Genomic DNA, 26,399 nt, shown 5'->3' with positions numbered 1-26,399 from the left:
GATCGGCGTGAGGGGCGAATCGACGGCTCGACTCGCGGGCGCGGATGCGGGGTACGGAGGGAGAACAGCGGCGGGCGCCCCGGACATTCCCGATCGACGGGGATCCGCTGCGAGAGGTCTCAGGCGAGGACCGCGGAGAGCGCGGAGGACGCGGTCTCGGCCTCCTCGAGCGTGGCGCCGTCGCCGAAGCTGAACCGCACGGCGGTCCGGGCGACGTCGGGGTCGAGACCGAGGGCGAGCAGCGCGGGCGAGGGCTCGTCGCGCCCGGCGGCGCACGCCGAGCCGCTCGAGACGACGACGCCGCGCTCCTCCAACTCGAGGAGCGTCGACTCGCCGCTGCGCCCGGGGACGGCGTACGCGGCGATCGAGGGGAGCCGGTGCGCCGCGGAGCCCAGCGGCACGGCCCGGGGCGCCAGAGCCGCGACCCGCTCGGCGAACGCGTCCCGGACCGCCCCGACCCGCATCGCTCGCTCCGGGTCGAGCAGGCGCACCGCGGTGCCGAGCGCGACCGCGAAGGCCACGTTCTCGGTGCCCGAGCGCCGCTCCCGCTCCTGGCCGCCGCCGTGCAGCAGGGGCTCGAACGGGAGCCGGCTGCGCAGCAGCAGCGCCCCCACGCCCTTCGGCGCCCCGAGCTTGTGGCCCGAGACGGAGACGGCGTCGGCGCCCCAGCCCGCGACGTCCAGCCAGCCGGCGGCCTGGACGGCGTCCACGTGCAGCGGCACGCCCCGCGACCGGCAGAGCGACGCGATCGCCGGCACGTCCTGCACCGTCCCGATCTCGTTGCTCGCCGCGAGCACCGAGACCAGCGCGGTGTCCGGCCGGATCAGCGCGGCGAGCGCGTCGAGGTCGAGCAGGCCCGTCGCGTCGACGGGGGCCCTCGACACCTCGAAGCCGTGCAGGCGACGGAGGTGGTCGGCCGACTCCACGGTCGCCTCGTGCTCGAGCGCCGAGATCACCAGGTGCCGTCCGCGCGGCGCCCCCAGCGCGAGGCCCTTGACCGCCGTGTTGATCGACTCCGTGCCGCCGGAGGTGAAGAGCGTCTCGGAGGCGCGGCCGCCGAGGAAGCGCGCCACCTGAGCGCGGGCCGCCTCCAGCGCGCGCGCCGCGGCGTCGCCGAGCGCGTGGCTGCTCGACGGGTTGCCGTACTCCGCGGTGAGGAACGGCCACATGGCCTCCAGCACCTCGCGGCGCACGGGCGAGGTCGCGGCGTGGTCGAGGTAGATCACTCGACCGCGATGTCCAGGCCGAGGTCGAGCGAGCGGACGCTGTGGGTGAGCGCCCCGACGGAGATCACGTCGACCCCCGCCTCCGCGATCGCGCGCACGGTCGAGAGGTCGACGCCGCCGCTCGCCTCGACCACGGCCCGCCCGCCGATGAGGGCGACGCCCTGCCGGAGCAGCTCGGGGGTGAAGTTGTCGAGCATGATCGTGTCCGCGCCTCCCGCCAGCGCGGGCTCGATCTGGTCGAGCCGGTCGACCTCGACCTCGAGGTGCGCCGTGTGGGGGATCGTGGCGCGCGCCGCCCGCAGGGCCGCGGTCAGGTCGATCCCGCGCGCGGCGAGCACCGCGAGGTGGTTGTCCTTCGCCAGCACCGCGTCCGAGAGCGAGAAGCGGTGGTTGCGGCCGCCGCCGCTGCGCACGGCGTGCCTCTCGAGCGCGCGCAGGCCCGGCGTGGTCTTGCGGGTGTCGACGATGCGGGCCCGGGTCCCCGCCACCGCGGCGACGTACTGCGCCGTCAGGGTGGCGATGCCGCTCATCCGCTGCACGAGGTTGAGCGCGACCCGCTCGCCGCGGAGCACGCCGCCCGCGGGGCCCTCGATCCGGGCGAGGGTCTGCCCGGCCTCGAAGACAGCGCCGTCCTCCACGAGAACCGAGCAGCGGATCCGGGAGTCGACCTGCCGCATCGTGCCGACCAGGACGGCGCCGCCGCTGAAGACGCCCGGCTCGCGGGCGACCAGGGCGGCGCTCGCGGTGGCGTCCGCGGGGAGGAGGGTGTCGGAGGTCAGGTCTCCCCAGGGCGCGTCCTCCTCGAGGGCGAGGGTGACGACGCGGTCGATGCTCTGGCGGGTCAGCACGGAAGGGCCGCCTCTCTGATGGGGGCGGCGGCGCTCGCCGTCGCGGAGTCGGGGGAGTCGGTGCGGTGGTGGGCGCCGACGGAGTGCGTGCGCGCGAGCGCGGCGTCGATCAGAGCGAGGGCGCAGGTGCGCAGGTTCGCGTCCTCGAGCGTCCGCAGTCCGAGCGGAGCGGGAGAAGCGGAGGCGACGAGCGCGTCGCGCGCCGCCGTGAGCCCCGCCGCGTCCCGGGAGAGGCCGGCGCCCGCCCACATCGCGTCCTGCAGAGCGGTGCGGTCGAGCGTCATCGGCAGGACGGCGCGGGGAGGGGCGACCGGTCCGCCGCTCCACGGGAGGGAGTCGAGAGCGAGCGCCGCGCGGCGCGCGAACACGACGCCCTCGAGCAGGCTGTTGGAGGCGAGGCGGTTCGCGCCGTGGACGCCGGTGCAGGCGACCTCGCCCACCGCGAGCAGTCCGGGAAGACTCGTGCGCCCGTCCAGGTCGGTCGCGATCCCGCCCATCCAGTAGTGCGCGGCCGGAGTCACGGGCAGCAGGTCGTCGGCGAGCGAGAGCCCGTTCTCGCGGCACACCGCCGAGATCGTCGGGAACCTCCGCGCCAGCACCTCGGGGTCGATCGCCCGGGCGTCCAGGTGCACGGGCAGTCCGCCCTGCAGCCGCATCCGCTCCGCGATCGCGCGCGCCACGACGTCGCGCGGCGCCAGCTCGGCCTCGGGGTGCACGCCGGTCAGGAACCGCTCGCCCGCGGCGTCCCGCAGCACCGCGCCCTCGCCGCGCACCGCCTCCGAGACGAGGAAGCCGCCCGGCAGCGCGAGTGTGGTCGGGTGGAACTGGTAGAACTCCAGATCCGCCGTCTCCGCTCCCGCCCGCAGGGCCGCAGCGAGCCCGTCCCCGGTCGCGACGGACGGATTGGTGGTGTACCGGTACAGCTGCCCGGCGCCTCCGGTGGCCAGCACGACCGCGTCGGCCGCCAGGCGCTCGAGCACGCCGTCGTGCAGGACGTCGGCGCCCGTGACCGAGCCGCCCTCCCTCACCAGGTCGACCAGGGCGACGTGCTCGCGCACCTCGACGGAGGAGGCCCGCACCGCCGCCACGAGCGCGGCCTCGATCGCGGCGCCCGTCGCGTCACCGCCGGCGTGCAGGATCCGGGGACGCGAGTGGGCGCCCTCGAGTCCCCGTGCCAGCTCGCCGCCCTCGTGGTCGAAGCCGACGCCCCACTCCTGCAGCGCCGCGACCGCCTCCGGCCCCTCGGCGCAGAGCACCTCGACCGCCGAGCGCACGGCGAGGCCCGCGCCCGCGGACAGCGTGTCCTCCACGTGCAGCGCCACCGAGTCGCCCGGCGCCGTGACCGCGGCGATCCCGCCCTGCGCGGCGAGCGTCGACGACTCCGCGAGCGCGCCCTTGGTGACGAGCAGCACCTCGTGGCGGCGCTCGGCCGTCAGCGCGGCGACCAGCCCGGCGACACCGCTGCCGACGACGACGACCCGCGCCATGTCAGACCCCCGCCGGCCCGGCGGGCGGAACGGCCGCGAGCATCCGCTCGAGGGCGATGCGCGCCTCGGCCTGCACCGACTCCGCGACCTCGATGCGGTTGAGCACCGTCCCCGCCACCAGGCCCTCGAGCACCCAGGCGAGGTAGCCGGGGTGGATGCGGTACATGGTCGAGCACGGGCAGACCACGTCGTCGAGGCAGAAGATCGTGTGCTGCGGGTACTGGACGGCGAGGCGCTGCACCAGGTTGATCTCGGTGCCGATCGCGAAGGTCGATCCCGCGGGCGCCGCCTGGATCGCCTTCACGATGTAGTCGGTCGAGCCGTACTCGTCGGCCGCGTCGACGACCGCCATCGGGCACTCCGGGTGCACGATCACGCGCACGCCCGGGTGCTCGGCGCGCGCCTTCGCGATCTGGGCCGTCGTGAAGCGCTTGTGCACCGAGCAGAAGCCGTGCCAGAGGATCACCTGCGCGTCCAGGAGCGTCGCGGTGTCGGAGCCGCCCTGCGGCTTCCGCGGGTTCCACATCGGCATCCGCTCGAGCGGCACGCCCATCGCCTTCGCGGTGTTGCGGCCGAGGTGCTGATCGGGGAAGAAGAGCACCCGCTGCCCGCGCGCGAACGCGTCCTCGAGCACGGTCGCCGCGTTCGAGGAGGTGCAGACCACGCCGCCGTTGCGTCCGCAGAACGCCTTCAGCGCGGCGGAGGAGTTCATGTACGTGACCGGGACGAGCGGCACGCGGCCGTCGGCGTCCGGCTCGGTGCCGTAGAGCTCGATGAGCTCGGCCCACGCGTCCTCCACCGAGTCGATGTCGGCCATGTCGGCCATCGAGCAGCCGGCCGCCAGGTTCGGCAGGATCACGGCCTGCTCCGGTCCGGAGAGGATGTCGGCGGTCTCCGCCATGAAGTGCACGCCGCAGAAGACGATCGCCTCGGCGTCCGGCCGGCTCGTCGCCGCCTTCGCCAGCTGGAACGAGTCGCCCACGTAGTCGGCGTACTGCACCACCTCGTCCCGCTGGTAGAAGTGGCCGAGCACCACGACCCGCTCGCCGAGGGTCTCCTTGGCCGCGAGGATGCGGTGGTGCAGCTCGTCGGCGCTCGCCGTGGTGTACTCCTCCGGCAGACGGCCCTGGACCGGGGCGTCGGCCGGGATCGGGTCGGCCTGGGAGGCGCCGGGCCCGTACGCGGGCAGGCCGAGGTCGAACGACCAGGGGGCCTCCGCGAGCTCGGGCGCGCAGGTGGCGCCGGGCGCGGAGCCGCCCTCGATGAGCCGGATGGTGCTGTCGACGGATGTCACGGTGTTCTCCTCGTGAGGCGGGTGGGGGAGTCGGGCGGCGCGCTCAGACGGGCAGCGGGCCGTTGTCGACGAGCGCCGCCGACTCGTCGTAGCGGTAGAGGCGCGGGGGACGGTGGCGGGTGCCCGTCAGGCGCTCCCCGGTGGGCACCACGGTGCCGGAGCTCTCGATCGTCCGGCGGAAGTTGGCCGGGTCGAGGGGCTTCTGCAGGACGGCCTCGTGGACCTCCCGCAGCTGGGACAGGGTGAAGGCGCCGCCGAGGAAGGCCTGCGCGATGCGGGAGTACTCCATCTTGTTGCGCAGGCGCCAGAGGGCGTAGTCGACGATCAGGCCGTGGTCGAAGGCGAGCTCGAGCGGCAGATCGGTGCAGAGCCAGGCGACGTTCTCTCCCACGATGGCCTCGTCGGCCTCGGCGGAGCGCACGAGCGCCCAGTAGACGATCGACACGACGCGGTCCTCGCCGGGGGAGCGGTCGGTGCCGCCGACGGCGTAGAGCTGCTCGAGGTAGCGCGGAGCCAGGCCCGTGGTCTCGCGGAGAGTGCGGCGGGCCGACTCGGCGAGGTCCTCGTCCGGATGCAGCGGTCCGCCGGGCAGCGCCCAGAGTCCCTCGAACGGGTCGCGGATGCGCCGGACGACGGGGATCCAGACGGTGCTCGCTCCGGTCTCCGGGTGCGGCCGCAGCGCGAAGATCACCGTCGACACGGCGAGCTGCACGTCCGGCATCCAGTGCTCCCTACTAAGAGTCGCACCGACTGTAAGTGCTGCAGCCACCTTAGTGTCACCGCCACCCGAACACCTAGCGGAAGGAGCGACACGCCGCGACGAGTCCGCCCCGCCGCTAGGCTGACCGCACAACCGAATACCGGGCCGCAATACGCGACGCGGGAGAGCCGACTCCGGTCGGCACCGAAGGAGCAAGCCTCCCCGCCAATCTCTCAGGTCTCTGTACCGCGTCGAATTGGCCACTCTGGAAAGCGATCCGCTCGGATCCGCCCATGGTGAAAGCGCACGACCCCTCGGGGCGGCGCGAATCTCTCAGGCTCCACGACAGAGGGGGAGTTCCCACGGCACTGCTGTGCTCTGCCGCGAACGCGGCGCGAGTCCAGCACTGCGACGAAATGGAGAACTCATGTCCGAGACCCCGACGACGGCCCCCGAAGCCCGCTACTCGCCCCTGCACGACGTGCACGTGGCCGCCGGCGCGTCCTTCACCGACTTCGCGGGGTGGCAGATGCCGGCCCGGTACTCCGGCGACCTCGCCGAGCACCACGCCGTGCGCACCGCCGCCGGCCTCTTCGACCTCTCGCACATGGCCGAGATCCTCGTCGTCGGGCCCGAGGCGGTCGACGCCCTCGACTACGCGCTGGCGAGCGACATCTCGGCCGTCGCCGCGGGCCGCGCGAAGTACACCCTCCTCCTGGAGCGCACGGGCGGTGTGATCGACGACCTCGTCGTCTACCGCACGGGCGAGGACCGCTTCATGGTCGTCGCGAACGCGGCCAACCGTCACATCGTCGTCGAGACGCTCCGCGACCGCACCGCGATGTTCGAGTGCGAGCTGTTCGACGAGAGCGACGACGTCGCCCTGATCGCGCTGCAGGGCCCGCGCTCGCTCGAGATCCTGCAGAACGTCCAGGGCCTCGCCGTCGAGACCGAGCGGGGAGCGGAGTCGGTGCTCGACACGGACGACGCCGCGCGGCTGCTCGCGGAGCTGCGGTACTACCGCGCCGTGCCCGCCACCTTCGAGGCGCACCCGATCCTGATCGCGCGCACCGGGTACACGGGCGAGGACGGCTTCGAGATCTACGTCTCGCCCGACTCCGCTCCCGCGCTCTGGCAGGCGCTCGCCGAGACCGGCGCCGGGGCGGGCCTCGTCCCCGCCGGCCTCGCGGCGCGCGACACCCTCCGCCTCGAGGCGGGCATGCCGCTCTACGGCCACGAGCTCTCCCGCGACGTCTTCCCCGCGCAGGCCGGCCTCGGCCGCGTCGTCGCCCTCGGGAAGCCGATCGACTTCGTCGGCCGCGCGGCGAGCGAGGAGGGTCCCTCCGGAGACGCTCCCGTGCTCGTCGGGCTCGTCGGCGAGGGCCGCCGCGCCGCCCGCGCCGACTACCTCGTCCTCTCCGGCGACGACGAGGTGGGAGTGGTCACCAGCGGCGTCCTCTCGCCGACCCTGGGCGTTCCGATTGCGATGGCCTACGTCGCCCCCGCCTCCGCACAGCCCGGGACGGCGCTCGCCGTCGACATCCGCGGCACGCGCCTCCCGATGACCGTCACCGAGCTCCCCTTCTACTCGAGAAAGAAGAACTGACATGGCCGTGCCCACCGAGCTGCAGTACACCTCCGACCACGAGTGGATCCGGGTCGACGGTGAGGTCGCGACCGTCGGCATCACCGCCTATGCCGCCGACAAGCTGGGCGACGTCGTGTTCGTCGAGCTCCCCGAGGCGGGAGCCCGCGTCGAGGGCGGCAGCGTCGTCGGCGAGATCGAGTCGACGAAGTCGGTGGGCGAGCTGTTCGCCCCCGTCGACGGCGAGGTCCTCGAGGCCAACACCGCCGTCGTCGACAGCCCCGAGCTCGTGAACTCCGACCCGTTCGGCGAGGGGTGGCTGATCCGGGTCCGCTTCGACGCCCTGCCCGACGGCCTCCTCGACGCCGCCGCCTACACCGAGCTGGTCGGCGAGTAGATGCCGGCCACCAGGACCCCCGGCGCCTTCGAGTCCCGCCACATCGGGACCGACGCCGACGCGCAGCGCACCATGCTCGCGGCTCTCGGCTACGACTCCGTCGAGGAGCTCGTCACCGCCGCCGTCCCCGAGTCGATCCAGGTCCGCGACCTCCCGCGGGTGCTGCCCGCTCCGGCCACCGAGACCGAGGCGCTCGCCGAGCTGCGCGCCCTCGCCGCGCGCAACACGGTGCGACGGCCGATGATCGGCCTCGGCTACTACGGCACGCACACCCCCGCCGTGATCACGCGCAACGTGCTCGAGAACCCCAGCTGGTACACGGCCTACACGCCGTACCAGCCCGAGATCTCGCAGGGACGCCTGGAGGCGCTGATCAACTTCCAGACGATGGTCTCCGACCTCACCGGCCTCGACACGGCCGGCGCATCGATGCTGGACGAGGGCACCGCCGTCGTCGAGGCGATGCTGCTCACCCGCCGCGCCTCGAAGGCGCGCACCGACGTCTTCGTCGTCGACTCCGACGCCCTCCCGCAGACCCTCGCGCTGCTCCGCGGCCGCGCGGAGGCCGTCGGCATCCGCATCGTCGAGCTCCCGCTCTCGCGCACCGCCGCGGAGGAGGTGCCGGAGTGCTTCGGCGCCCTCGTGCAGTACCCCGGCGCATCCGGGCACCTCTGGGACCCGTCCGCCGTGCTCGCCGCGGTGAAGGCCCACGGCGGGCTGGCGGTCGTCGCCGCCGACCTGCTCGCGCTGACCCTGGTGCGCTCGCCGGGCGAGCTCGGCGCGGACGTCGCGGTCGGCACCACGCAGCGCTTCGGCATCCCGCTGGGCTTCGGGGGACCGCACGCCGGCTACCTCGCCGTCCGCAAGGGACTCGAGCGCCAGCTTCCCGGCCGCCTCGTCGGCGTCAGCCAGGACGCGGACGGCCACCCCGCCTACCGCCTGTCCCTCCAGGCCCGCGAGCAGCACATCCGCCGCGAGAAGGCGACCTCGAACATCTGCACCGCCCAGGTCCTGCTGGCCGTCATGGCCGCGATGTACGCGGTCTACCACGGGCCGGACGGGCTCGCCGCGATCGCCGAGCGCGTGCACGGCCGGGCCGCGCTCCTCGCGCGCCTCCTCCTCGACCGGGGCCACTCCCTCCGGCACGCCGACTTCTTCGACACCGTCTCGGTCGTCGTGCCCGGCGGCGCGGAGGCGGCGGTCGCCCGCGCCCGCGAGGCCGGCTTCGACGTGCGCCTGGTCGACGCCGACACGGTCTCGGTCTCGATCGACGAGACGGTCACCGACCTCGAGGTGATCGCCGTCGCGACCGCCGTCGGGCAGCTGGACTCGTCGTTCGGCTTCCTCGGCGGCTCCGCGCGGAGCATCCCCGCCGAGCTCGACCGCCGCACGCCCTTCCTCGTGCATCCGGTCTTCAGCAGCCACCACAGCGAGACCTCGATGATGCGCTACCTCAAGCGCCTCGCCGACTCGGACTACGCGCTCGACCGCGGCATGATCCCGCTCGGCTCCTGCACCATGAAGCTCAACGCCGCCACCGAGATGGAGGCGGTCAGCTGGCCCGAGTTCGCGGATCTGCACCCGTTCGCCCCCGAGGCGGACGTGCAGGGATCGCTGGCGCTGATCGACCAGCTGGAGGGGTGGCTCGCCCACCTCACCGGCTACGACTCCGTGTCGCTCCAGCCCAACGCCGGCTCGCAGGGCGAGCTCGCGGGCCTGCTGGCGATCCGCGGCTGGCACCGCTCCAACGGCGACGAGGACCGCACGGTCTGCCTGATCCCCTCGAGCGCACACGGCACCAACGCCGCGAGCGCGGTCCTCGCCGGCATGCGCGTCGTCGTCGTGGCCTGCGACGAGCTCGGCAACGTCGACCTGGACGACCTCCGGGCGAAGATCGCCGAGCACGCGGGCTCCCTCGCCGCGCTGATGATCACCTACCCGTCGACCCACGGCGTCTACGAGCACGAGGTCGCCGAGATCTGCCGCCTCGTCCACGAGGCCGGCGGACAGGTGTACGTGGACGGCGCGAACCTCAACGCGCTCCTCGGCTTCGCCCGCTTCGGCGACTTCGGCGGCGACGTCTCGCACCTCAACCTGCACAAGACGTTCTGCATCCCGCACGGCGGAGGCGGTCCCGGCGTCGGGCCCGTCGCCGCGAAGGCGCACCTCGCGCCGTTCCTGCCCGGCCACCCGCTCGCGCAGCGGCTCGAGCACGGCGTGGGCACGAAGGGCGAGCGGATCGTCCACGGCGGCGCGCCGGTGTCGGCGGCGCCCTACGGCAGCCCCGGCATCCTGCCGATCTCGTGGGCGTACGCCCGGATGATGGGCGAGGAGGGCCTGCGGGCCGCGACCGGGGCGGCCGTCCTCTCGGCCAACTACGTCGCCGCGCGCCTGCGCGAGCACTACCCGGTGCTCTACACGGGGGACAACGGGCTCGTCGCGCACGAGTGCATCCTCGACATCCGCCCGCTGACCGCGGCGACCGGAGTGACCGTGGACGACGTCGCCAAGCGCCTCGTCGACTACGGCTTCCACGCGCCGACCATGAGCTTCCCCGTCGCCGGGACCCTGATGGTCGAGCCGACGGAGAGCGAGGACCTCGCCGAGATCGACCGCTTCATCGACGCGATGATCGGGGTCAAGCGGGAGGCCGACCGGGTCGGCGCGGGGGAGTGGCCGGTGGACGACAACCCGCTGCGCGGTGCCCCGCACACGGCCGAGTGCCTGACGGCCGAGGAGTGGACGCACCCCTACAGCCGCGAGGAGGCCGTCTACCCGGTCCGCTCGCTGGTGCGCGGCAAGTACTGGCCGCCGGTCCGCCGGATCGACCAGGCCTACGGCGACCGCAACCTCGTCTGCGCCTGCCCGCCCATCGAGGCCTTCGCCTGATCCGCCCGCACGCGCTCGTCGCGACCGAGGGTGAGAGAGCAGGAACGGAGCCTGGAGCCCGTCCTCGGCTCTCGCACCCTCGGTTGCGGACACCGTCGGTCCCTCACAGGCGCGCAGCGGGGCGCCGTTATCCCGATCCGGCGGGAACGGCGCACGGCGACTCCGATGCGCGAGGGAGCCTGACCGTGTGGAACGCGTGGTGCAGGTGCTGGCAGGGCTCGACGGAGTCGCGACGAGCGAGCAGCTCCGACGTGCGGGCGTCACGCCGCGGCAGCTGAGGGCCGCCGTCGAGCGCGGCGCGGTCCTGCGGCTTAGGCGCGGGTGGTACGCCCTTCCGGCCGTTCCGTCCGCCCAGCGCCGCGCCGTCGCTGCGGGTGGCGTGCTCACGTGCGCCTCCGCGCTCTCCTCCCGCGGCCTCTGGGTCCTCGAGTCGGAGCAGCTGCACGTCGCCGGCCCGCCACACGCCTCCGAGCGTCGAGGGGGCAACGGCGTCCGGCTCCACTGGCGCCGGTGGGAGGGGTGCGGGCACGAGACCTCCTCCCTCGACGGACTCCGCTCCTCTCTGCTGCACCTGCTCGCGTGCGTCGACGGGGAGGACGCGCTGATGACGTTCGACAGCGCCGTGAACTTCGGAACCGTCGATCTCGACGATCTCCTCGGGCTTCGCGCTCTCGCCCCGGCCGGGAAGCGATGGGTGTTCGACGAGATCGAGCCGCGTGCGCAGTCCGGACTCGAGACGAGGGTCCGCCGGTGCAGACGCCGACTGCGCGTCCGCGTGCGGTCGCAGGTCGATGTCCCGCGGGTCGGGCGGGTCGACGTCGTCCTCGGAGACCGACTCGTGCTCGAGCCGGACGGGCGCGCTTTCCACTCCGGTTCGCACCAGCTGGAGGAGGACTACAGGCGCAGCCTCGAGCTCGCGGCGCAGGGCTACCTCTGCCTCCGGCGACTCGTCAGATCATCGGCTCCTGGGACCGGACCGAGGCGGTCATCCGTGGTCTCGTCCGACGTCGCGAGCACCTCTGGTCGGCTCTCCGGCCTGCAGACCGTCCGTGATCGAGGTGGGATCGGCGCCACGGGCCGCGAGGGGCGCGCCTGTGCCTCCTGACCTCGGTTGCGAACAGTCCGAGGTCACGTCTGCGGGGACGGCGGCGCGAACAGCTCGGGCCAGAGGGCGACGGCGAGCGGGTAGCCGACGAACGAGACGATGTCGATGATCGAGTGGGCGATCACGAGCGGCAGCGTCCGGCCGAAGCGCTGGTAGAACAGCCCGAACACCACTCCCATGACCACGTTCCCGATGAAGGGCCCGATGCCCTGGTACAGGTGGTAGCTGCCCCGCAGCAGTGCGCTGGTCACGAGGATCCGCCACCGGCCCCAGCCCAGGTCGCCGAGCCGCGCGTAGAGGTAGCCGATCACGACGACCTCCTCCTGCACCCCCGCGCGGATCGCGGACAGCACGAGCACCGGCACCGTCCACCAGTACGCGTCGAGCGGGGAGGCCACTACCGCCACGGTGATCCCCAGCGCGCGGCCGACGGCGTAGAGGGCGATGCCCGGCGCGCCGATCGCCACCGCCAGGATCGTCCCGGTCCCCAGGTCCGCCAGGGGCCGTCGCAGGTCGAGTCCCAGCCGCCCGAGCGGCCGGCCCGTGCTCTGCCAGAGCAGGAACGCGCAGAGGGCGACCGGCACGAGATCGAAGAAGAGCGCGAGCAGCTGGTACACGAGGTCGAAGCCCGGGCGGTCGCTGAGGGCGCCGTTGATCGTCGCGGTCTGGTCGGCCAGGGCGGTCGAGCGGGTGAGCCGGTTGGCGATCGAGACCACCGAGTAGACCGCGGAGGCGCCCAGCGAGAGCCCGAGGACCAGCAGGATCTCGACGCGGATCCGGCGCGGCGAGACCGCGGATCCTGACAGGTCGGTGGACACTTCGTGCGTCTCCTCTGAAGTCGATGTGTTGCGCGGTGGCCGCCCTGTGCGCACGTTTCGTGCAGAACGACGCAAGGATTCCACCTCCCGGTTACCGCTGTGTAACGGTTGCCACATGCTTTTGTGCAGATAGCGAGCGAATACATAGTCTCGTTCCAGGCATCCGCGCGACGGCCACCAGTCTCGTGCGCCGCCGCCGTCGCCACGCGCACGGCACTCCACGCGTCAGGGAAACCACTTCTCGCGCGCCCCCACACCACTGGAGGAATAGTGAACATCAGACGTTACGGATTCGGGGCTCTGGCGCTCGTCGCCGCGAGCACGCTGGTCCTGGCCGGCTGCAGCAGCTCGAACGACTCGGGCGGAGGTGCATCGGGAGGCGACGCCGCCGCGATCATCTCCACGAACGGCTCCGAGCCGCAGAACCCGCTGATCCCGACGAACACCAACGAGGTGGGCGGCGGCAAGATCCTCGACGAGATCTTCGCGGGCCTGGTCTACTACGACGCCAAGGGCGCCCCCGAGAACGACGTCGCCGAGTCCATCGAGTCGGACGACGCGCAGAACTACACCATCACGATCAAGTCGGGCCTGACCTTCACCAACGGCGACCCGGTCACCTCCAGCTCGTTCATCGATGCGTGGAACTACGGCGCCAAGCTGTCGAACAACCAGCTCAGCGCGTCGTTCTTCTCGAACTTCGAGGGCTTCAGCGACACCGAGGACAGCGAGCTCACCGGCCTCAAGGCCGTGGACGACACCACCTTCACCGTGGCGCTCAAGTCCCCGCAGTCGGACTTCCCGATCAGCCTCGGCTACTCGGCGTACTACCCGCTGCCGGCCGCCGCGTTCGACGACATGGCCGCCTTCGGTGAGAACCCGATCGGCAACGGCCCGTACAAGCTCGACGGCGACGACGCGTGGCAGCACGACGTCCAGATCGAGCTCGTCAAGAACGACGAGTACACCGGCCCCCGCGAGGCCCAGAACGGCGGCCTGAAGATCGTCTTCTACGCCACGCAGGACGCCTCCTACGCCGACCTCCTCGGCGGCAACGTCGACGTGATCGACCAGATCCCGGACTCCGCCTTCGGCACCTTCGAGAGCGACCTCGGCGACCGCGCCGTGAATCAGCCCTCGGCCGTGTTCCAGTCCTTCACCATCCCGGGCCGTCTCCCGCACTTCGACGGCGAGGAGGGCAAGCTCCGCCGCCAGGCGATCTCGATGTCCTTCGACCGCAAGGAGATCACCGACGTGATCTTCGAGGGCACCCGCACCCCGGCCTCCGACTTCACCTCCCCGGTGATCGACGGCTACAGCGACGCCCTCTCCGGCGCGGACGTGCTCGAGTACAACCCCGACGAGGCCAAGGCGCTGTGGGCTCAGGCCGACGCGATCAGCCCCTGGGACGGCACCTTCAAGATCGCCTACAACGCTGACGGCGGCCACCAGGGCTGGGTCGACGCGGTGACCAACTCGATCAAGAACACGCTGGGCATCGACGCCGAGGGCGACGCGTACCCGACCTTCGCCGAGGCGCGCACCAAGATCGTCGACCGCTCGATCGAGACCGCGTTCCGCACCGGATGGCAGGCCGACTACCCGAGCCTCTACAACTTCCTCGGACCGCTCTACGTGACCGGCGCCTCGTCCAACGACGGCGACTACTCCAACCCCGAGTTCGACACCCTGCTCCAGCAGGGCCTGTCGGACGCCGACGCCGACGCTGCGAACAAGACGTTCCAGCAGGCCCAGGAGATCCTCCTGCAGGACCTCCCTTCGCTGCCCCTGTGGTACGCGAACGTGACCGGCGGCTACGGCGAGGGCGTGTCGAACGTCGAGTTCGGCTGGAACTCGGTGCCGCTCTACTACGAGATCACCAAGAACTAAGCTCGAACCACTGGGGCGCTTCGCCCGTGCCGTCGGCCACCCGGTCACGGCACGGGCGGAGCGCCCTGTTTCGGTCACAATCGAATGAGGTCCCCATCCATGCGACTCCGGAACCGGCTGGGCTGACATGCTCGCCTACATCGTCCGACGCATCCTGCAAGCCGTCCCCGTGCTCATCGGCACCACGTTCCTCATCTACTTCATGGTCTTCTCCATGCCGGGGAACCCGCTCCTGTCGCTCTTCGGCGACAAGACGCCGAGCCCCGCGCTCCTCGCCCGCCTCGAGGAGCAGTACCACCTGAACGAGCCCTTCTTCGTCCAGTACCTGTACTACCTGGGAGGCGTCGTCCGCGGCGACTTCGGCATCTCGTTCTCCGGCCAGTCCGTCAACGAGATCCTCGCCCGCACCTTCCCGGTCACTCTGACGCTGGCCATGATGGCGATCGTCATCGAGATCGTCGTCGCGCTGACCATCGGCCTCATCAGCGGCCTGCGCAAGGGCAGCTTCTTCGACGCGAGCGCGCTGGTCGTCAGCCTCCTGCTCGTCTCGGTGCCGATCTTCGTGCTCTGCTTCATCGCGCAGTCCTTCTTCGCGATCCAGCTGGGGTGGTTCCCCCCGACCGTCGGAGCCGACGCGTCGTTCCAGAGGCTGCTGCTGCCCGCGATCGTGCTCGCCCTGTTCGTCGTCGCCTCCGCCATCCGCCTCACGCGCGGCTCGGTCATCGAGACGGCCGGCTCGGACTTCGTGCGCACCGCGTACAGCAAGGGGCTCTCGCGACGCCGCGTCATCCCCGTGCACGTCCTGCGCAACTCGCTCATCCCGGTCACGACGCAGTTCGGAGCCGACTTCGGCCTCCTGATCGTCGGCGCGACCGTGACCGAGGGCATCTTCAACGTTCCCGGAGTCGGGAACACGCTCTATCAGGCGATCATCCGAGGGGAGCGGCCGACCGTCGTCTCCTTCGTCACGGTCATGGTGCTGTTCTACCTCGTGGTGAACATCCTCGTCGACCTGCTCTACGCCGTACTCGACCCGAGGATCCGCTATGCCAAATGAGTCCACCGGCGGCGTGCAGAAGTCCCGCCGCATCGACCACTTCGTGGCCCCGCTCGAGGAGACGCCGATCGCGTCGGTCGACGCCGTCAGCCTCGACGAGAAGCCCAGCAACCTCTGGACCGACGCGTGGCGCGACCTGCGCAAGCGCCCCATGTTCTGGATCTCGGGCGTCCTGATCCTCGTCATCATCGCCGTCGCACTGTTCCCGGGCCTGTTCACCTCGGTGGACCCCCGCCAGTGCGCGCTCTCGTTCAGCAACCAGGGCCCCGGCGACGGCAGCGTGCTCGGCTACACCAAGCAGGGCTGCGACGTGTTCTCGCGGATCATCCACGGCACGTCCACGTCGCTGACCGTCGGCCTCATCGTGATCGTGATCACGACGGTGTCCGGCGTCATCGGCGGCGCGCTGGCCGGCTTCTTCGGCGGCTGGGTCGACACCGTGATCATGCGCCTCGGCGACATCTTCTTCTCGATCCCCTACATCCTCGCCGCGGTCGTCATCATGTCCGTCTTCTCGGCCCACCGGAACGTGTTCGTCATCGCCCTGGCGATCGGCGCGTTCGCGTGGCCGACGACGGCGCGCGTCCTGCGCTCCGAGGTCCTCCGCGTGAAGCAGTCCGACTTCGTCGGCGCCGCCACCGCGACGGGCCTCTCGCGCATGGCGATCCTGTTCCGGCACGTGCTGCCGAACTCGATCGCCCCCGTCATCGTCGTCACGACGATCTCGCTCGGCGCGGCCATCACCGCGGAGGCGACGCTGTCGTTCCTCGGCGTCGGCCTGCCCGGCTCGGTCATGTCGTGGGGCAACGACATCAGCCAGGCCCAGCGCGACCTGCGCACCAACCCGCAGACGCTGATCTACCCGTCGATCGCCCTGACGGTCACGGTGCTGAGCTTCATCCTCCTCGGCGAGTCGCTCCGCGACGCGCTCGACCCGAAGGCGAGGGCCCTCCGATGACCGCCACGACACCGAACGCACCGCGGGGGCCGCTGCTCGAGGTCACCGACCTCGAGGTCGGCTTCCAGACCGGCAGCGGACTGGTCCCCGCCCTCCGCGGCGTGAGCCTCACGATCGAGCACGGCCAGACCGTCGCGATCGTGGGGGAGTCGGGCTCCGGCAAGTCGACGACCGCCGCCGCGATCATCGGCCTGCTCCCCGGCACCGGCCAGGTCACCGCCGGCTCCGTGCTCTTCGACGGCAAGGACCTCGCGAAGGCCACGAGGACCGAGCTCGAGGACATCCGGGGCCGCCGCATCGGCTACGTCCCGCAGGACCCGATGTCGAACCTCAACCCCGTGTGGTCGGTCGGCTTCCAGGTCGAGGAGACCATCAAGGCCAACGGCCTGGCGACCGGTCGCAAGGAGGTGCGCGCCAAGGCGATCGAGGTCCTGCAGAACGCGGGCCTCGCCGACGCGGAGAAGCGCCTCAAGCAGTTCCCGCACCAGTTCTCCGGCGGCATGCGCCAGCGCGTGCTGATCGGCATCGGCCTGGCCGCGGCTCCCCAGCTGCTGATCGCCGACGAGCCCACCTCGGCGCTCGACGTCACGGTCCAGCGCCGGATCCTCGACCACCTCGAGACGCTGACGAAGACCGACGGCACCGCGCTGCTCTTCATCACGCACGACCTGGGCCTCGCCGCCGAGCGCGCCGAGAAGCTCATCGTCATGTACAAGGGCCGCATCGTCGAGTCCGGCGCGTCGGTGGAGGTGCTGCAGAACCCGCAGCACCCCTACACGCAGCGCCTGATCGCGGCGGCGCCCAGCCTCGCGTCGCGCCGCATCCAGTCGACGGCCGGGCGGGCCGTGGAGTCGGTCCCCGGCGAGTCGGAGGCCGTCCGCGAGGTCGACCTGGTCGGCGCGGGTGCCGCGCACCACGCCGGCGCCGTCGCCTCCGGCGCGCCGATGATCGAGGTCGACGGCCTCACCAAGGTCTTCAAGATCCGCCGCGGCGGCCTGAAGGCCGAGGACTTCACGGCCGTCGACAACGTGTCGTTCTCGATCCCGAAGGGCACCACCACGGCGCTCGTGGGCGAGTCCGGCTCGGGCAAGTCGACCATCGCCCGCCTGGTGCTGGGCCTCGAGACGGCGACCTCCGGTGCGATCTCGATCGCCGGCCGCCGGACCGAGAAGCTCAAGGGCCGCGACATGCTGGCGCTCCGGCGCTCCATGCAGCCGGTGTTCCAGGACCCGTACGGCTCGCTCGACCCGCTGCACAACATCGGCAACACCATCTCGGAGCCGCTGCGGGTGCACAAGGTCGGCGACCGGACGTCGCAGCGCGAGCGCGTCCTCGAGCTGCTCGACCAGGTGTCCCTCCCGCGCGTGATCGCGAGCCGGTACCCGAACGAGCTCTCCGGCGGCCAGCGCCAGCGCGTGGCGATCGCCCGCGCGCTCGCGCTGAAGCCGGAGATCGTGGTGCTCGACGAGGCGGTGTCGGCTCTGGACGTCCTCGTCCAGGCGCAGATCCTCCGCCTCCTCGCCGATCTGCAGGCCGAGCTCGGGCTCACCTACCTGTTCATCACGCACGACCTGGCGGTGGTCCGCGTGATCGCCGACGACGTCTGCGTGATGCAGAAGGGCCGGATCGTCGAGCACGCGCCGACGGACACCGTGTTCGACTCGCCGCAGCAGGAGTACACCCGCGAGCTGCTCGACGCCATCCCCGGCGCCGGCATCGAGTTCGCGGTCTGACCGACGGTCACCAGGGCCCCGGCCCCGCCTGGAGCGCTCCTCGGAGCCCTCCGGAGCGGGGATCCGGGGCCCTTCGCCGTGCGGACGCCTCGCTGCGGTACGATGGATGGTCCCCCTTTTGCACGAGAACACGAGACGAGTCCGTATCCATGGCAAGTGCCACCCGCTCCGACCTGCGCAACGTCGCGATCGTCGCCCACGTCGACCATGGCAAGACCACGCTGGTCGACGCCATGCTCAAGCAGACGAACTCCTTCGACGCGCACGCCCACGTGGACGAGCGCGCGATGGACTCCAACGAGCTCGAGCGCGAGAAGGGCATCACGATCCTCGCGAAGAACACCGCTGTCTCGTACAGCGGCAAGCACGCGAGCGACGGTCCCATCACCATCAACGTCATCGACACCCCGGGCCACGCCGACTTCGGAGGCGAGGTCGAGCGCGGCCTGTCGATGGTCGACGGCGTCTGCCTCCTCGTCGACGCGTCCGAGGGCCCGCTGCCCCAGACCCGCTTCGTGCTGCGCAAGGCGCTCGAGGCGAAGCTCCCCGTCATCCTGCTGGTCAACAAGACCGACCGCCCCGACGCGCGCATCGACGAGGTCGTCGCCGAGAGCCAGGACCTGCTCCTCGGCCTCGCCTCCGACATGGCCGACGACGTGCCGGACCTCGACCTCGACGCGATCCTCGACGTCCCCGTGGTCTACGCCTCCGGCAAGGCCGGCCGCGCCTCGGCGAACAAGCCCGAGGACGGCACGCTGCCGGACGCCGAGGACCTGGAGCCGCTGTTCGAGGCGATCCTCAAGCACATCCCGGCGCCGACCTACGACGACGACGCGCCCCTCCAGGCCCACGTCACCAACCTCGACGCGTCGCCGTTCCTCGGCCGCCTCGCCCTCCTCCGCGTCTTCAACGGCACGATCAAGAAGGGGCAGACGGTCGCCTGGGTCCACCACGACGGCACCCACACCAACGCTCGCATCACCGAGCTGCTGATCACCAAGGCGCTCGACCGCTACCCGGCCGAGTCCGCGGGCCCCGGCGACATCGTCGCGATCGCGGGCTTCCCCGAGATCACCATCGGCGAGACCATCGCCGACCCCGAGGACATCCGCCCGCTGCCGGCCATCACGGTCGACGACCCGGCGATCTCGATGACCATCGGCACCAACACCTCGCCGCTCGTCGGCAAGGTCAAGGGCCACAAGCTCACGGCGCGCATGGTCAAGGACCGCCTCGACCGCGAGCTCATCGGAAACGTGTCGCTCAAGATCGTCGACATCGGACGCCCCGACTCGTGGGAGGTCCAGGGCCGCGGCGAGCTCGCGCTGGCCATCCTCGTCGAGCAGATGCGCCGCGAGGGCTACGAGCTGACCGTCGGCAAGCCCCAGGTGGTCACCCGTCAGGTCGACGGTAAGACGCACGAGCCCTTCGAGCACCTCACGATCGACGCGCCGGAGGAGTACCTCGGCGCGATCACGCAGCTCCTCGCCGCCCGCAAGGGCCGCATGGACGGCATGTCGAACCACGGCACCGGCTGGGTCCGCATGGAGTTCATCGTCCCGTCGCGCGGCCTGATCGGCTTCCGCACCGAGTTCCTCACCACCACGCGCGGCACCGGCATCGCGAACGCGATCCTGCACGGCTACGAGCCGTGGGCGGGCGCGATCGTCACCCGCAACAACGGGTCGATCGTCGCGGACCGCAACGGCGTCGTGACCCCGTTCGCCATCATCGCGCTCCAGGAGCGGATGACCTTCTTCGTGAACCCCACCGAGGAGGTCTACGAGGGCATGGTGATCGGCGAGAACTCGCGCAACGACGACATGGACGTCAACATCACCAAGGAGAAGAAGCTGACCAACATGCGTCAGTCCACCTCCGACACCTTCGAGTCGATGACGCCGTCGCGTCAGCTGACGCTCGAGGAGTGCCTCGAGTTCGCCCGCGAGGACGAGTGCGTCGAGGTCACCCCCGAGGTCGTCCGCATCCGCAAGGTGGAGCTCGACGCGAACGCCCGCGCGCGCATGACGAGCCGCCTCAAGAAGCAGGGCTGAGCCCCGGGCGCCTCGGCGCCCGCCCACGACGAGACCGGCCGGAGCGATGCTCCGGCCGGTCTCGTCGTCTCCGCGCGGTCCTGCAGCGCGTGCCGCAGGCATGCCGCAGGATCTCCTCCCTGCGGGTCGGATCAGCCCGCCGGGCTCGGAGAGGGAGAGGGAGTCGCGGACTCCGCCTCGAGCGTCGAGGTGACGAAGGAGACGAACGCCGCCGCGTCGTCCGGCTTCCCCGTGTACTGCTCGCCGTTCACCAGCACGGTCGGCGTCGACTGGAGCATCGGAAGGGAGGAGTTCGCGAGGGGGAGCGAGGTGGCCCGCTCCGTCGCGGCCGTGACCCAGGGCCGGAACTCGCCCGCCGTCATGCAGGCGAGGACGTCGTCGTCGGCGACCCCCGCTCCGGTCACCAGCGCCCGCAGAGCGTCGTCGTCGAGGCCCGTCGTCCCCTCCGCCGGCTGCTGCGCGAAGAGCGCCGCGTTCACGGCGAGGAAGCGGTCCGGATCCTCGTCGGCGACGCACGCCGCGGCGTTCGCGGCCCGGCTGGAGTACTCGGAGCCGGCCGAGGAGGAGTCGAGGATCGCCACCGGGTGGATCTCGAGCGTGATCGCCCCCTTCGTCAGCCACGACTGCAGCTGTTCGGCGTTCGCCTTCTCGAACTGCCCGCAGTACGGGCAGAGGTAGTCGACGTAGAGGTCGACGGCGACGACTCCGCCCGCCCGCGTGGCGCTCTCGTCGGTCGGGACGGGGGAGGCCCCCGGAGCGAGCGCCGCGGTCGTCGTCGCCGTCACGGCCGAGCCGTCGCCCGCGAGGACGATGCCGTCGCTGAGCATGTTCGCCGGGCCGGCGCTCGCGACCTCCTGCTGCGACCAGACGTTCCAGCAGACCAGGGCCACGACCGCGAGGAGCCCGACGACCGCTCCGCCCTGCCCGAGCAGCCGGTTCCGACGCCGCCGGCGCCTCTCTGCTTCGCGGCGCTCCCGCGCCTGCGCTCGGGCGAGCTCCTGGCGCTCGCGCTTGGTCAGGCCGCTTCTCGCACTGTTCCCGGACATCGCCGGCGACGCTACGGGCGCAGGCTTCGGCGCTCCGTGGAGTGCGCCCGCCGGATCCTGGGACGGAGTGCGGGTCCTCTCAGGGATCAGGCGAAGAGGCCGGAGCCGAGGAAGTCGCTCTCGTCGCGGGCGCCGGGCGGCACGGCGAACACGGCCGAGCCGACGTGCTTCACGTACTCGTTCAGTGCATCCGTCGCGAGGTTCCGCTGCACGGTGACGAACTGCTCGGGGGAGCGCTGGAACGAGAGGAAGAACAGTCCCGCGTTCAGGCGTCCGAGCTCGTCGTTGCCGTCGACGAAGTTGTAGCCGCGCCGCAGGAGCCGCACCCCGTCGTTCGCGCTCGGGTGCGCGAGGCGCACGTGCGACTCCTGATCGATCAGCGGGGCACCGGTGGCGCCGGCGGCCGCGAAGTCGGGCTCGGTGGACTCCGTGCCGCCCGAGAGCGGCGCGCCGGACCCCTTGCTGCGGCCGATGACCCGCTCCTGCTCGCCCAGCTGGCTGCGGTCCCAGGTCTCGATGATCATCCGGATCTTCCGCGCGACCAGGTAGCTGCCGCCGACCATCCACGCGGGGCCGTCGGAGGACGGGACCCAGACGTGCTCCTGGACCGCGTCGGCCTCCTCGGACTTCACGTTCGCCGTGCCGTCCTTGAAGCCGAAGAGGTTGCGCGGAGTCGCCTGGGCGGTGGACGTCGAGGAGGTGCGGCCGAACCCGAGCTGCGACCAGCGGAGCGAGGCCCGGCCGAACGCGATCCGGCTCAGATTGCGGATGGCGTGCACGGCGACCTGGGGGTCGTCCGCGCAGGCCTGGATGCAGAGGTCGCCGCCGCCGGCCGAGGGGACGAGCGCGTCGCCGCGGAAGCGGGGCAGGGCCTGCAGCTCCGGAGGCCGGCGGTCGGCGAGGCCGAAGCGGTCAGCGCCGGACTCGTCCGTGAAGAGTGTGGGTCCGAAGCCGACCGTGACGGTGAGGGACGCGGCGTCGAGCCCGAGCGCCTCCCCGGTGTCCTCCGGGGGAGCCGTGTCCGGCCCGTCCACCGCGCCGGTCTCGCCGACCTCGAGGCCCTGGGTCATCCGCGAGGCGGCGAGCGTCCAGTCCTTCAGGAGCTCGACGAGGTCCTCGCGCGTGGTACCCGCGGCGACGTCGAACGCGGCGAAGTGCAGCCGGTCCTGCGCGGCGGTGGTGATCCCCGCCTGGTTCGCGCCGAAGAACGGCACGGTGCGCGTGGCGGAGGAGGCCGTCGCGCTCGCGGAGGAGGTGACGGCCACCGTGCCGCCCACTCCGGCGGCCAGTCCGGCGGTCCCCGCCGAGACGAGGCCGAGCAGCCCGCGCCGCGAGAGGCGGCGGGGCTCGTCGGCGGACTGCTCCGGATCCGCGGGCAGGGCTCCCTCGTGCTGCGCGGCGTCCACTACGCGGCCGGCTCCTCGACGCCGAGCACCGTGTGCGTCAGCTGCGAGAGCGGCTCCGAGAGGGCGTTGACCGCGTCCGAGAGCTCCTTCTTCTGATCCGCGGTGAGGGTGGAGTACGCGGCGAAGCCGGAGTCGATCGAGCCGTACTGGGCGAGCAGAGCGTCGAGCTCCGAGAAGCGCTGCGTGATCCGCCCGGTGAGGTCGGCGCCCTCGTCGCCGCTGGCGGTCGCGATCGGCTCGACGTTGCCGAACGCCACCTCCGCGCCCTGGACGTTGGCCGCGAAGTCCGTGAGGTCGGTGCTCGACCACCAGTCCTCCTCGCCCGTGATCTTCCCGGCCGCGACCTCGTCGAGCAGGCCGATGGCGCCGTTGGAGATGTCGCCCACCGACACGGTGAAGCCGGGGGCGTTCACGAGGTCGGCCAGGCTCTGCACGTCGTCGACGAGGCCCTGGCCGAACTGCGTGCGCTGCTCGGGGGTGGAGGGCGCCCAGTCGAGGAGCGCGCTCGTGCCGTCGGAGTTGAGCGCACCGTCCGCGGGGGCCCACAGGTCCTTCTCGATGCGGTGGAAGCCGGTCCAGTCCAGGCCCTCGGCGACCGCGTCGACCTCGCGGTAGTCGATGCGCGGGTCGAGGTCGCCGAACGCCTCCGCGGTCGGCTCGATCCGCTCGTAGAAGACGCGGGTCGACGCGAACAGGCCGCGCGCCGACTCGTCGTCGCCGGCCTCGTAGGCCTGCGCGAACTCGGCGACCGCGGGGAGCAGCTCGCCCACCTGCGACTTCACGTACGCCACGTAGTTGGTGACCGCCGCCTCCGTCGCCGCCTTCTCGTCCGCCGACTGCGCGGTGGCCTCACCGGTGACGGTGAACTCGCTCAGCCCGACCGGGGCGCCCACCTGCTGGAACTTGCAGGCGGTGTAGTAGGTGCCCGGCTCGAGCTGAGCGACGTAGGAGACGTTCTGGCCCGGGGTCACGTTCTCCTTCTCGCCCACGATCCGCAGCTTGTCCTCGGCCAGGATCTCGAACTCGTTGACGTCCGAGCCGCCGTTGGTCAGCGAGAACGTCACCGCTCCCGCCTCGGCGGTCGCCGTCGACACCTCGCAGGCGTCGTCGCTGATCGCGACGTCGAGCGCGGCGGAGGAGGAGGACGCGGGGGTGTTCGGCACGCAGCCCGTGAGGATCAGCGCCAGGGCGCCGGCGCCGGCGAGGCCGAGGGTGACGCGGGGGAGGGTGGGACGAGCGCGCGAGGACATGCTTCTCCTGGATCGGGGCGAGTGCGCCGGCGGGGCCGGAGCGGGTCAGACGGAGGTGGGAGCGGGAGCGGCGATCGGGGCCGCGCTGCCCCGTCGCGGGCCGCGCAGGCGGACCTGGCGGACGAACAGGGCGCCGACGACGACGAGGTAGAGCAGCCAGGCGGTGAACTGCAGCGCGGTCGGCTCGGGCGTGTAGTTGAAGAGGCCGCCGACCACGGCGGTCACGGGCGGCGGGAGGATCGGGCCGAGCGAGAACAGCGGGGTCCCCCAGCCGGGCAGGAGCGACGCCTCCTGCAGGTCGCCGACGCCGTAGGAGAGGACGCCGGCCGCGACCAGGATGAGGAAGCCGCCCGTCCAGGTGAAGAAGCGCCCGAGGTCGATCCGGACGAAGCCCCGGAAGATCAGGTACGCGATGACCACCGAGCTGAGGATGCCCAGCAGTGCGCCGATCGTGCCGACCCAGGCGCTGGATCCCGACCCCGCACTGCTCGAGGACACGCTCGCCCAGACGAAGAGCGCCGTCTCGATGCCCTCGCGGCCGACGCTGATGAAGCCGAGGACCACGATCCCGAGAGCCGACCCTGCGACGGCGCCGTCGAGCCGGGACTCGAGGTCGCCCTTGAGGCTGCGGGCGTTCGCGCCCATCCAGAAGATCATCCACGTGACCAGGCCGACCGCGAGGATCGAGAGGCCGCCGCCGATGAGTTCCTGGGCCTGGAACGACAGGGTCGAGGGGCCCCAGGTGAGGATCGCACCGGTCACGAGCGAGATCGCGATCGCGGCGGCGATGCCGGTCCACAGCCGCGGCAGCACGTCGCGCCGGCCGAGCTTGGTCAGGTAGGCCACGAGGATGCCGACGACGAGGCCGGCTTCGAGGCCTTCGCGGAGGCCGATGAGGTAGTTTGCGAGCACGCGTGTTCTCTTGGTCGATGGTGGACGAGGAGGGGGCGACTCCCGCCCCGAGTCGATCCGGTCGGCGAGGCCCCGTTGTTCGGTAAGCCTTGCCTAACCCGGGTCGACTGTAGTCCGCTGCCCGGTCGCTGTCCAGAAGCGCCCGCAGCGGAGGCCGCGCAGGACGAGAGGCGGAGAGTGGACGCGGGCCGGGACGCAGCAGCGGAGCGGGTGGTGGCGGTGCACGCCCACCCCGACGACGAGACGATCACCATGGGCGGGACCCTGGCGCGACTGGTGGCGAAGGGCGCCTCCGTCACCGTCGTCACCGCCACGCGGGGCGAGTGCGGCGAGGTCATCCCCGAGGACCTCGCTCCGCTCGAGGGCTCGGCCGAGCTGGCCGCGCACCGCACGACCGAGCTCGTCGTCGCGCTCACGGCCCTCGGCGTCGCCGACCACCGCTTCCTCGGCGAGGCGGGCGCCCGCGCCCCCGGTCTCGCCCCGCGCGTGTACCGGGACTCCGGCATGCAGTGGGGGCCCGGCCGCGTCCCGGTGCCGCTCGAGCCGGTGGATCCCGCCTCCTTCACCGCCGCGTCCGAGGACGAGGAGGTGGCCGATCTCGTCGCCGTCCTCCGCCAGGTCGACGCGGGAGTCGTGCTCTCCTACGACGCGGGCGGCGGCTACGGCCACCCCGACCACGTCCGCACGGCCCGGGTCGCCGAGCGCGCCGCCGAGCTGCTGGGACTGCGCTTCCTCGCGGTGCTGCCCGAAGCTGCGCCGCCCCTGCCCGGCGACGTCGTGATCGAGCTGACAGCGGAGGACCACGCCCGCAAGCGAGCCGCTCACGAGGCGCACGCGACGCAGCTGGTGGTCCACGGCGACGAGGCGCGGCTCTCCAGCGGCCCGCCGTTCCCCATCGGCCGCATCGAGCGCTTCCGCCCGGTCGCGCAGGCGGGCCGTCCGACGCCGCTGCCGGAGGAGCACCCGACGCTCGGGTCGCGCGTGCTCTCGGGCGTCGCCGGAGTCGCGGTCGGCGCGGTGGTCGGAGCGATCACGACGGTCGCCCACCAGAGCACCGTGCAGGTCGGCGGAGTCGTCCTCCCCGTCGGCCTGGCCGCCTCCCTCGCCGGGGTGCTGCTGCTCCTGCTCGGGCTGCGCCTCGTGCTCGTCGACCGGTTCGTCGCGTTCTGCACCGCGATGGGCCTGCTCGGGACGATCGGGCTGCTCGCCCTGCGCAGCACCGGCGGCTCCGTCCTCGTCCCGGCGAACGGCCTCGGCGTGGCCTGGACCTTCCTGCCCGCCCTCATCGCCCTGGTCGTGATCGCCTGGCCGCGGCTGCGGGCGGCCGCTCCCGCCGCCGCCCCGCGTCCCGCGGACGCCGACGCCCCGTCGGCCCCCGTACGATAGAGACACTGTTCGAAGGGACCTGGAGCACCGTGACCTACGTGATCGCACTTCCGTGCGTCGATGTCAAAGACCGCGCCTGCATCGACGAGTGCCCGGTCGACTGCATCTACGAAGGCGAGCGCTCGCTCTACATCCACCCGGACGAGTGCGTCGACTGCGGTGCCTGCGAGCCGGTCTGCCCCGTGGAGGCGATCTACTACGAGGACGACCTCCCCGAGGAGTGGTCCGACTACTACAAGGCCAACGTCGAGTTCTTCGACGAGATCGGCTCCCCGGGCGGAGCCGCCAAGGTCGGGGTGATCGCGAAGGACCACCCGGTCGTCGCGGCGCTGCCTCCGCAGAGCCACTGAGGCCGCTC

Annotated in this window: 21 protein-coding genes and 1 riboswitch; of the genes, 11 read left to right on the top strand and 10 right to left on the bottom strand. The window is 72.0% G+C overall.

Translation table 11 applies throughout. The annotated features are described in order from the left end of the window. Nucleotides 1-119: 119 nt before the first annotated feature. Genes C5C24_RS00935 through C5C24_RS00915 form a run of 5 tightly spaced genes read right to left on the bottom strand, consistent with a single transcriptional unit; the run spans nucleotide 120 to nucleotide 5,576 of the window. Nucleotides 120-1,226 (bottom strand): cysteine desulfurase family protein, encoded by a 1,107-nt coding sequence (locus C5C24_RS00935; RefSeq protein WP_104304065.1) that lies wholly within the window; start codon nucleotides 1,224-1,226, stop codon nucleotides 120-122. Then, on the bottom strand, nucleotides 1,223-2,074 hold the full coding sequence (nadC, locus tag C5C24_RS00930) for a carboxylating nicotinate-nucleotide diphosphorylase (RefSeq protein ID WP_104304064.1): 852 nt from the start codon (nucleotides 2,072-2,074) through the stop codon (nucleotides 1,223-1,225). Before nadC ends, C5C24_RS00935 begins: the two co-directional genes overlap by 4 nt. Continuing rightward, nucleotides 2,068-3,561, bottom strand: a complete 1,494-nt coding sequence (gene nadB, locus C5C24_RS00925; protein ID WP_104304063.1) for an L-aspartate oxidase — start codon at nucleotides 3,559-3,561, stop codon at nucleotides 2,068-2,070. Before nadB ends, nadC begins: the two co-directional genes overlap by 7 nt. 1 nt (nucleotide 3,562) lies before the next feature. After that, nucleotides 3,563-4,855 carry a quinolinate synthase NadA gene (gene nadA, locus C5C24_RS00920; protein ID WP_104280885.1) on the bottom strand — a complete coding sequence of 431 codons (1,293 nt, stop codon included), beginning with the start codon at nucleotides 4,853-4,855 and terminating at the stop codon, nucleotides 3,563-3,565. Between the two features lie 43 nt (nucleotides 4,856-4,898). Further along, nucleotides 4,899-5,576, bottom strand: coding sequence for an NUDIX domain-containing protein (locus C5C24_RS00915; protein ID WP_104277218.1), 678 nt, complete (start codon nucleotides 5,574-5,576; stop codon nucleotides 4,899-4,901). 149 nt (nucleotides 5,577-5,725) lie between these two features. After that, nucleotides 5,726-5,814, top strand: a riboswitch (glycine riboswitch). Nucleotides 5,815-5,982: 168 nt separating this feature from the next. Here C5C24_RS00915 and gcvT point away from each other — a divergent pair. The 4 genes from gcvT to C5C24_RS00895 all read left to right on the top strand — a co-directional run bounded on the left by gcvT (nucleotide 5,983) and on the right by C5C24_RS00895 (nucleotide 11,531). Further along, nucleotides 5,983-7,161: a glycine cleavage system aminomethyltransferase GcvT gene (gcvT, locus tag C5C24_RS00910; RefSeq protein WP_104304062.1), complete on the top strand. Its 1,179-nt coding sequence runs from the start codon at nucleotides 5,983-5,985 to the stop codon at nucleotides 7,159-7,161. Between the two features lies 1 nt (nucleotide 7,162). Beyond that, nucleotides 7,163-7,537: a glycine cleavage system protein GcvH gene (gene gcvH / locus C5C24_RS00905; protein ID WP_104277220.1), complete on the top strand. Its 375-nt coding sequence runs from the start codon at nucleotides 7,163-7,165 to the stop codon at nucleotides 7,535-7,537. Further along, nucleotides 7,538-10,426, top strand: a complete 2,889-nt coding sequence (gene gcvP / locus C5C24_RS00900; RefSeq protein ID WP_104304061.1) for an aminomethyl-transferring glycine dehydrogenase — start codon at nucleotides 7,538-7,540, stop codon at nucleotides 10,424-10,426. It abuts the gene before it with no gap. Nucleotides 10,427-10,613: 187 nt separating this feature from the next. Next, complete coding sequence (locus tag C5C24_RS00895) at nucleotides 10,614-11,531, top strand: type IV toxin-antitoxin system AbiEi family antitoxin domain-containing protein (protein ID WP_104304060.1); 918 nt, start codon at nucleotides 10,614-10,616, stop codon at nucleotides 11,529-11,531. A gap of 23 nt (nucleotides 11,532-11,554) precedes the next feature. Here C5C24_RS00895 and C5C24_RS00890 read toward each other — a convergent pair whose 3' ends face one another. Beyond that, nucleotides 11,555-12,349 carry a CPBP family intramembrane glutamic endopeptidase gene (locus C5C24_RS00890; protein ID WP_258064997.1) on the bottom strand — a complete coding sequence of 265 codons (795 nt, stop codon included), beginning with the start codon at nucleotides 12,347-12,349 and terminating at the stop codon, nucleotides 11,555-11,557. A 270-nt stretch (nucleotides 12,350-12,619) separates the two neighbouring features. On the opposite strand from C5C24_RS00890, the gene C5C24_RS00885 reads away from it, so the two are divergent. The 5 genes from C5C24_RS00885 to typA all read left to right on the top strand — a co-directional run bounded on the left by C5C24_RS00885 (nucleotide 12,620) and on the right by typA (nucleotide 20,041). Continuing rightward, complete coding sequence (locus C5C24_RS00885) at nucleotides 12,620-14,239, top strand: ABC transporter substrate-binding protein (RefSeq protein WP_104277224.1); 1,620 nt, start codon at nucleotides 12,620-12,622, stop codon at nucleotides 14,237-14,239. Nucleotides 14,240-14,366: 127 nt separating this feature from the next. Continuing rightward, on the top strand, nucleotides 14,367-15,296 hold the full coding sequence (locus C5C24_RS00880; RefSeq protein WP_104222975.1) for an ABC transporter permease: 930 nt from the start codon (nucleotides 14,367-14,369) through the stop codon (nucleotides 15,294-15,296). Continuing rightward, entirely contained in the window at nucleotides 15,286-16,254 is a 969-nt protein-coding gene (locus tag C5C24_RS00875) for an ABC transporter permease (protein WP_104277225.1), read from the top strand. Before C5C24_RS00880 ends, C5C24_RS00875 begins: the two co-directional genes overlap by 11 nt. Beyond that, on the top strand, nucleotides 16,251-17,987 hold the full coding sequence (locus tag C5C24_RS00870) for an ABC transporter ATP-binding protein (protein ID WP_104277226.1): 1,737 nt from the start codon (nucleotides 16,251-16,253) through the stop codon (nucleotides 17,985-17,987). The genes C5C24_RS00875 and C5C24_RS00870 overlap by 4 nt, the downstream gene beginning before the upstream one ends. Before the next feature lie 149 nt (nucleotides 17,988-18,136). Next, a complete protein-coding gene (gene typA / locus C5C24_RS00865; RefSeq protein ID WP_104222978.1) occupies nucleotides 18,137-20,041 on the top strand; it encodes a translational GTPase TypA in 1,905 nt (634 codons plus the stop codon). A 131-nt stretch (nucleotides 20,042-20,172) separates the two neighbouring features. Here typA and C5C24_RS00860 read toward each other — a convergent pair whose 3' ends face one another. The 4 genes from C5C24_RS00860 to efeU form a co-directional block, all read right to left on the bottom strand. Continuing rightward, nucleotides 20,173-21,087 (bottom strand): thioredoxin domain-containing protein, encoded by a 915-nt coding sequence (locus tag C5C24_RS00860; protein ID WP_104304059.1) that lies wholly within the window; start codon nucleotides 21,085-21,087, stop codon nucleotides 20,173-20,175. Nucleotides 21,088-21,173: 86 nt separating this feature from the next. After that, nucleotides 21,174-22,493, bottom strand: coding sequence for an iron uptake transporter deferrochelatase/peroxidase subunit (gene efeB / locus C5C24_RS00855; protein WP_374954065.1), 1,320 nt, complete (start codon nucleotides 22,491-22,493; stop codon nucleotides 21,174-21,176). Further along, a complete protein-coding gene (efeO, locus tag C5C24_RS00850; RefSeq protein ID WP_104280878.1) occupies nucleotides 22,493-23,743 on the bottom strand; it encodes an iron uptake system protein EfeO in 1,251 nt (416 codons plus the stop codon). Before efeO ends, efeB begins: the two co-directional genes overlap by 1 nt. A 45-nt stretch (nucleotides 23,744-23,788) precedes the next feature. Next, nucleotides 23,789-24,655, bottom strand: a complete 867-nt coding sequence (efeU, locus tag C5C24_RS00845; protein WP_104280877.1) for an iron uptake transporter permease EfeU — start codon at nucleotides 24,653-24,655, stop codon at nucleotides 23,789-23,791. Between the two features lie 177 nt (nucleotides 24,656-24,832). On the opposite strand from efeU, the gene C5C24_RS00840 reads away from it, so the two are divergent. Then, the gene (locus tag C5C24_RS00840) at nucleotides 24,833-26,041 is read left to right on the top strand and encodes a PIG-L family deacetylase (RefSeq protein ID WP_146082487.1); all 1,209 of its coding nucleotides are present in this window, start codon (nucleotides 24,833-24,835) and stop codon (nucleotides 26,039-26,041) included. Nucleotides 26,042-26,070: 29 nt separating this feature from the next. Next, entirely contained in the window at nucleotides 26,071-26,391 is a 321-nt protein-coding gene (gene fdxA, locus C5C24_RS00835) for a ferredoxin (protein WP_104277231.1), read from the top strand. Nucleotides 26,392-26,399 lie beyond the last annotated feature (8 nt).

This window comes from Rathayibacter sp. AY2B3, from assembly GCF_002931755.1.
Classification (GTDB): Bacteria; Actinomycetota; Actinomycetes; order Actinomycetales; family Microbacteriaceae; genus Rathayibacter.
The sequence above is the reverse complement of the archived record's forward strand: the minus strand, read 5'-3'. Positions and strand labels throughout refer to the sequence as shown.

Bases quoted from the DNA above. Each gene is read 5' to 3' on its own strand.
- efeO (WP_104280878.1), bottom strand. From the start codon at position 23,743: ATGTCCTCGCGCGCTCGTCCCACCCTCCCCCGCGTCACCCTCGGCCTC.
- C5C24_RS00875 (WP_104277225.1), top strand. From the start codon at position 15,286: ATGCCAAATGAGTCCACCGGCGGCGTGCAGAAGTCCCGCCGCATCGAC.
- typA (WP_104222978.1), top strand. From the start codon at position 18,137: ATGGCAAGTGCCACCCGCTCCGACCTGCGCAACGTCGCGATCGTCGCC.
- gcvH (WP_104277220.1), top strand. From the start codon at position 7,163: ATGGCCGTGCCCACCGAGCTGCAGTACACCTCCGACCACGAGTGGATC.
- gcvP (WP_104304061.1), top strand. From the start codon at position 7,538: ATGCCGGCCACCAGGACCCCCGGCGCCTTCGAGTCCCGCCACATCGGG.
- nadB (WP_104304063.1), bottom strand. From the start codon at position 3,561: ATGGCGCGGGTCGTCGTCGTCGGCAGCGGTGTCGCCGGGCTGGTCGCC.
- C5C24_RS00860 (WP_104304059.1), bottom strand. From the start codon at position 21,087: ATGTCCGGGAACAGTGCGAGAAGCGGCCTGACCAAGCGCGAGCGCCAG.
- gcvT (WP_104304062.1), top strand. From the start codon at position 5,983: ATGTCCGAGACCCCGACGACGGCCCCCGAAGCCCGCTACTCGCCCCTG.
- C5C24_RS00915 (WP_104277218.1), bottom strand. From the start codon at position 5,576: ATGCCGGACGTGCAGCTCGCCGTGTCGACGGTGATCTTCGCGCTGCGG.
- C5C24_RS00870 (WP_104277226.1), top strand. From the start codon at position 16,251: ATGACCGCCACGACACCGAACGCACCGCGGGGGCCGCTGCTCGAGGTC.
- C5C24_RS00880 (WP_104222975.1), top strand. From the start codon at position 14,367: ATGCTCGCCTACATCGTCCGACGCATCCTGCAAGCCGTCCCCGTGCTC.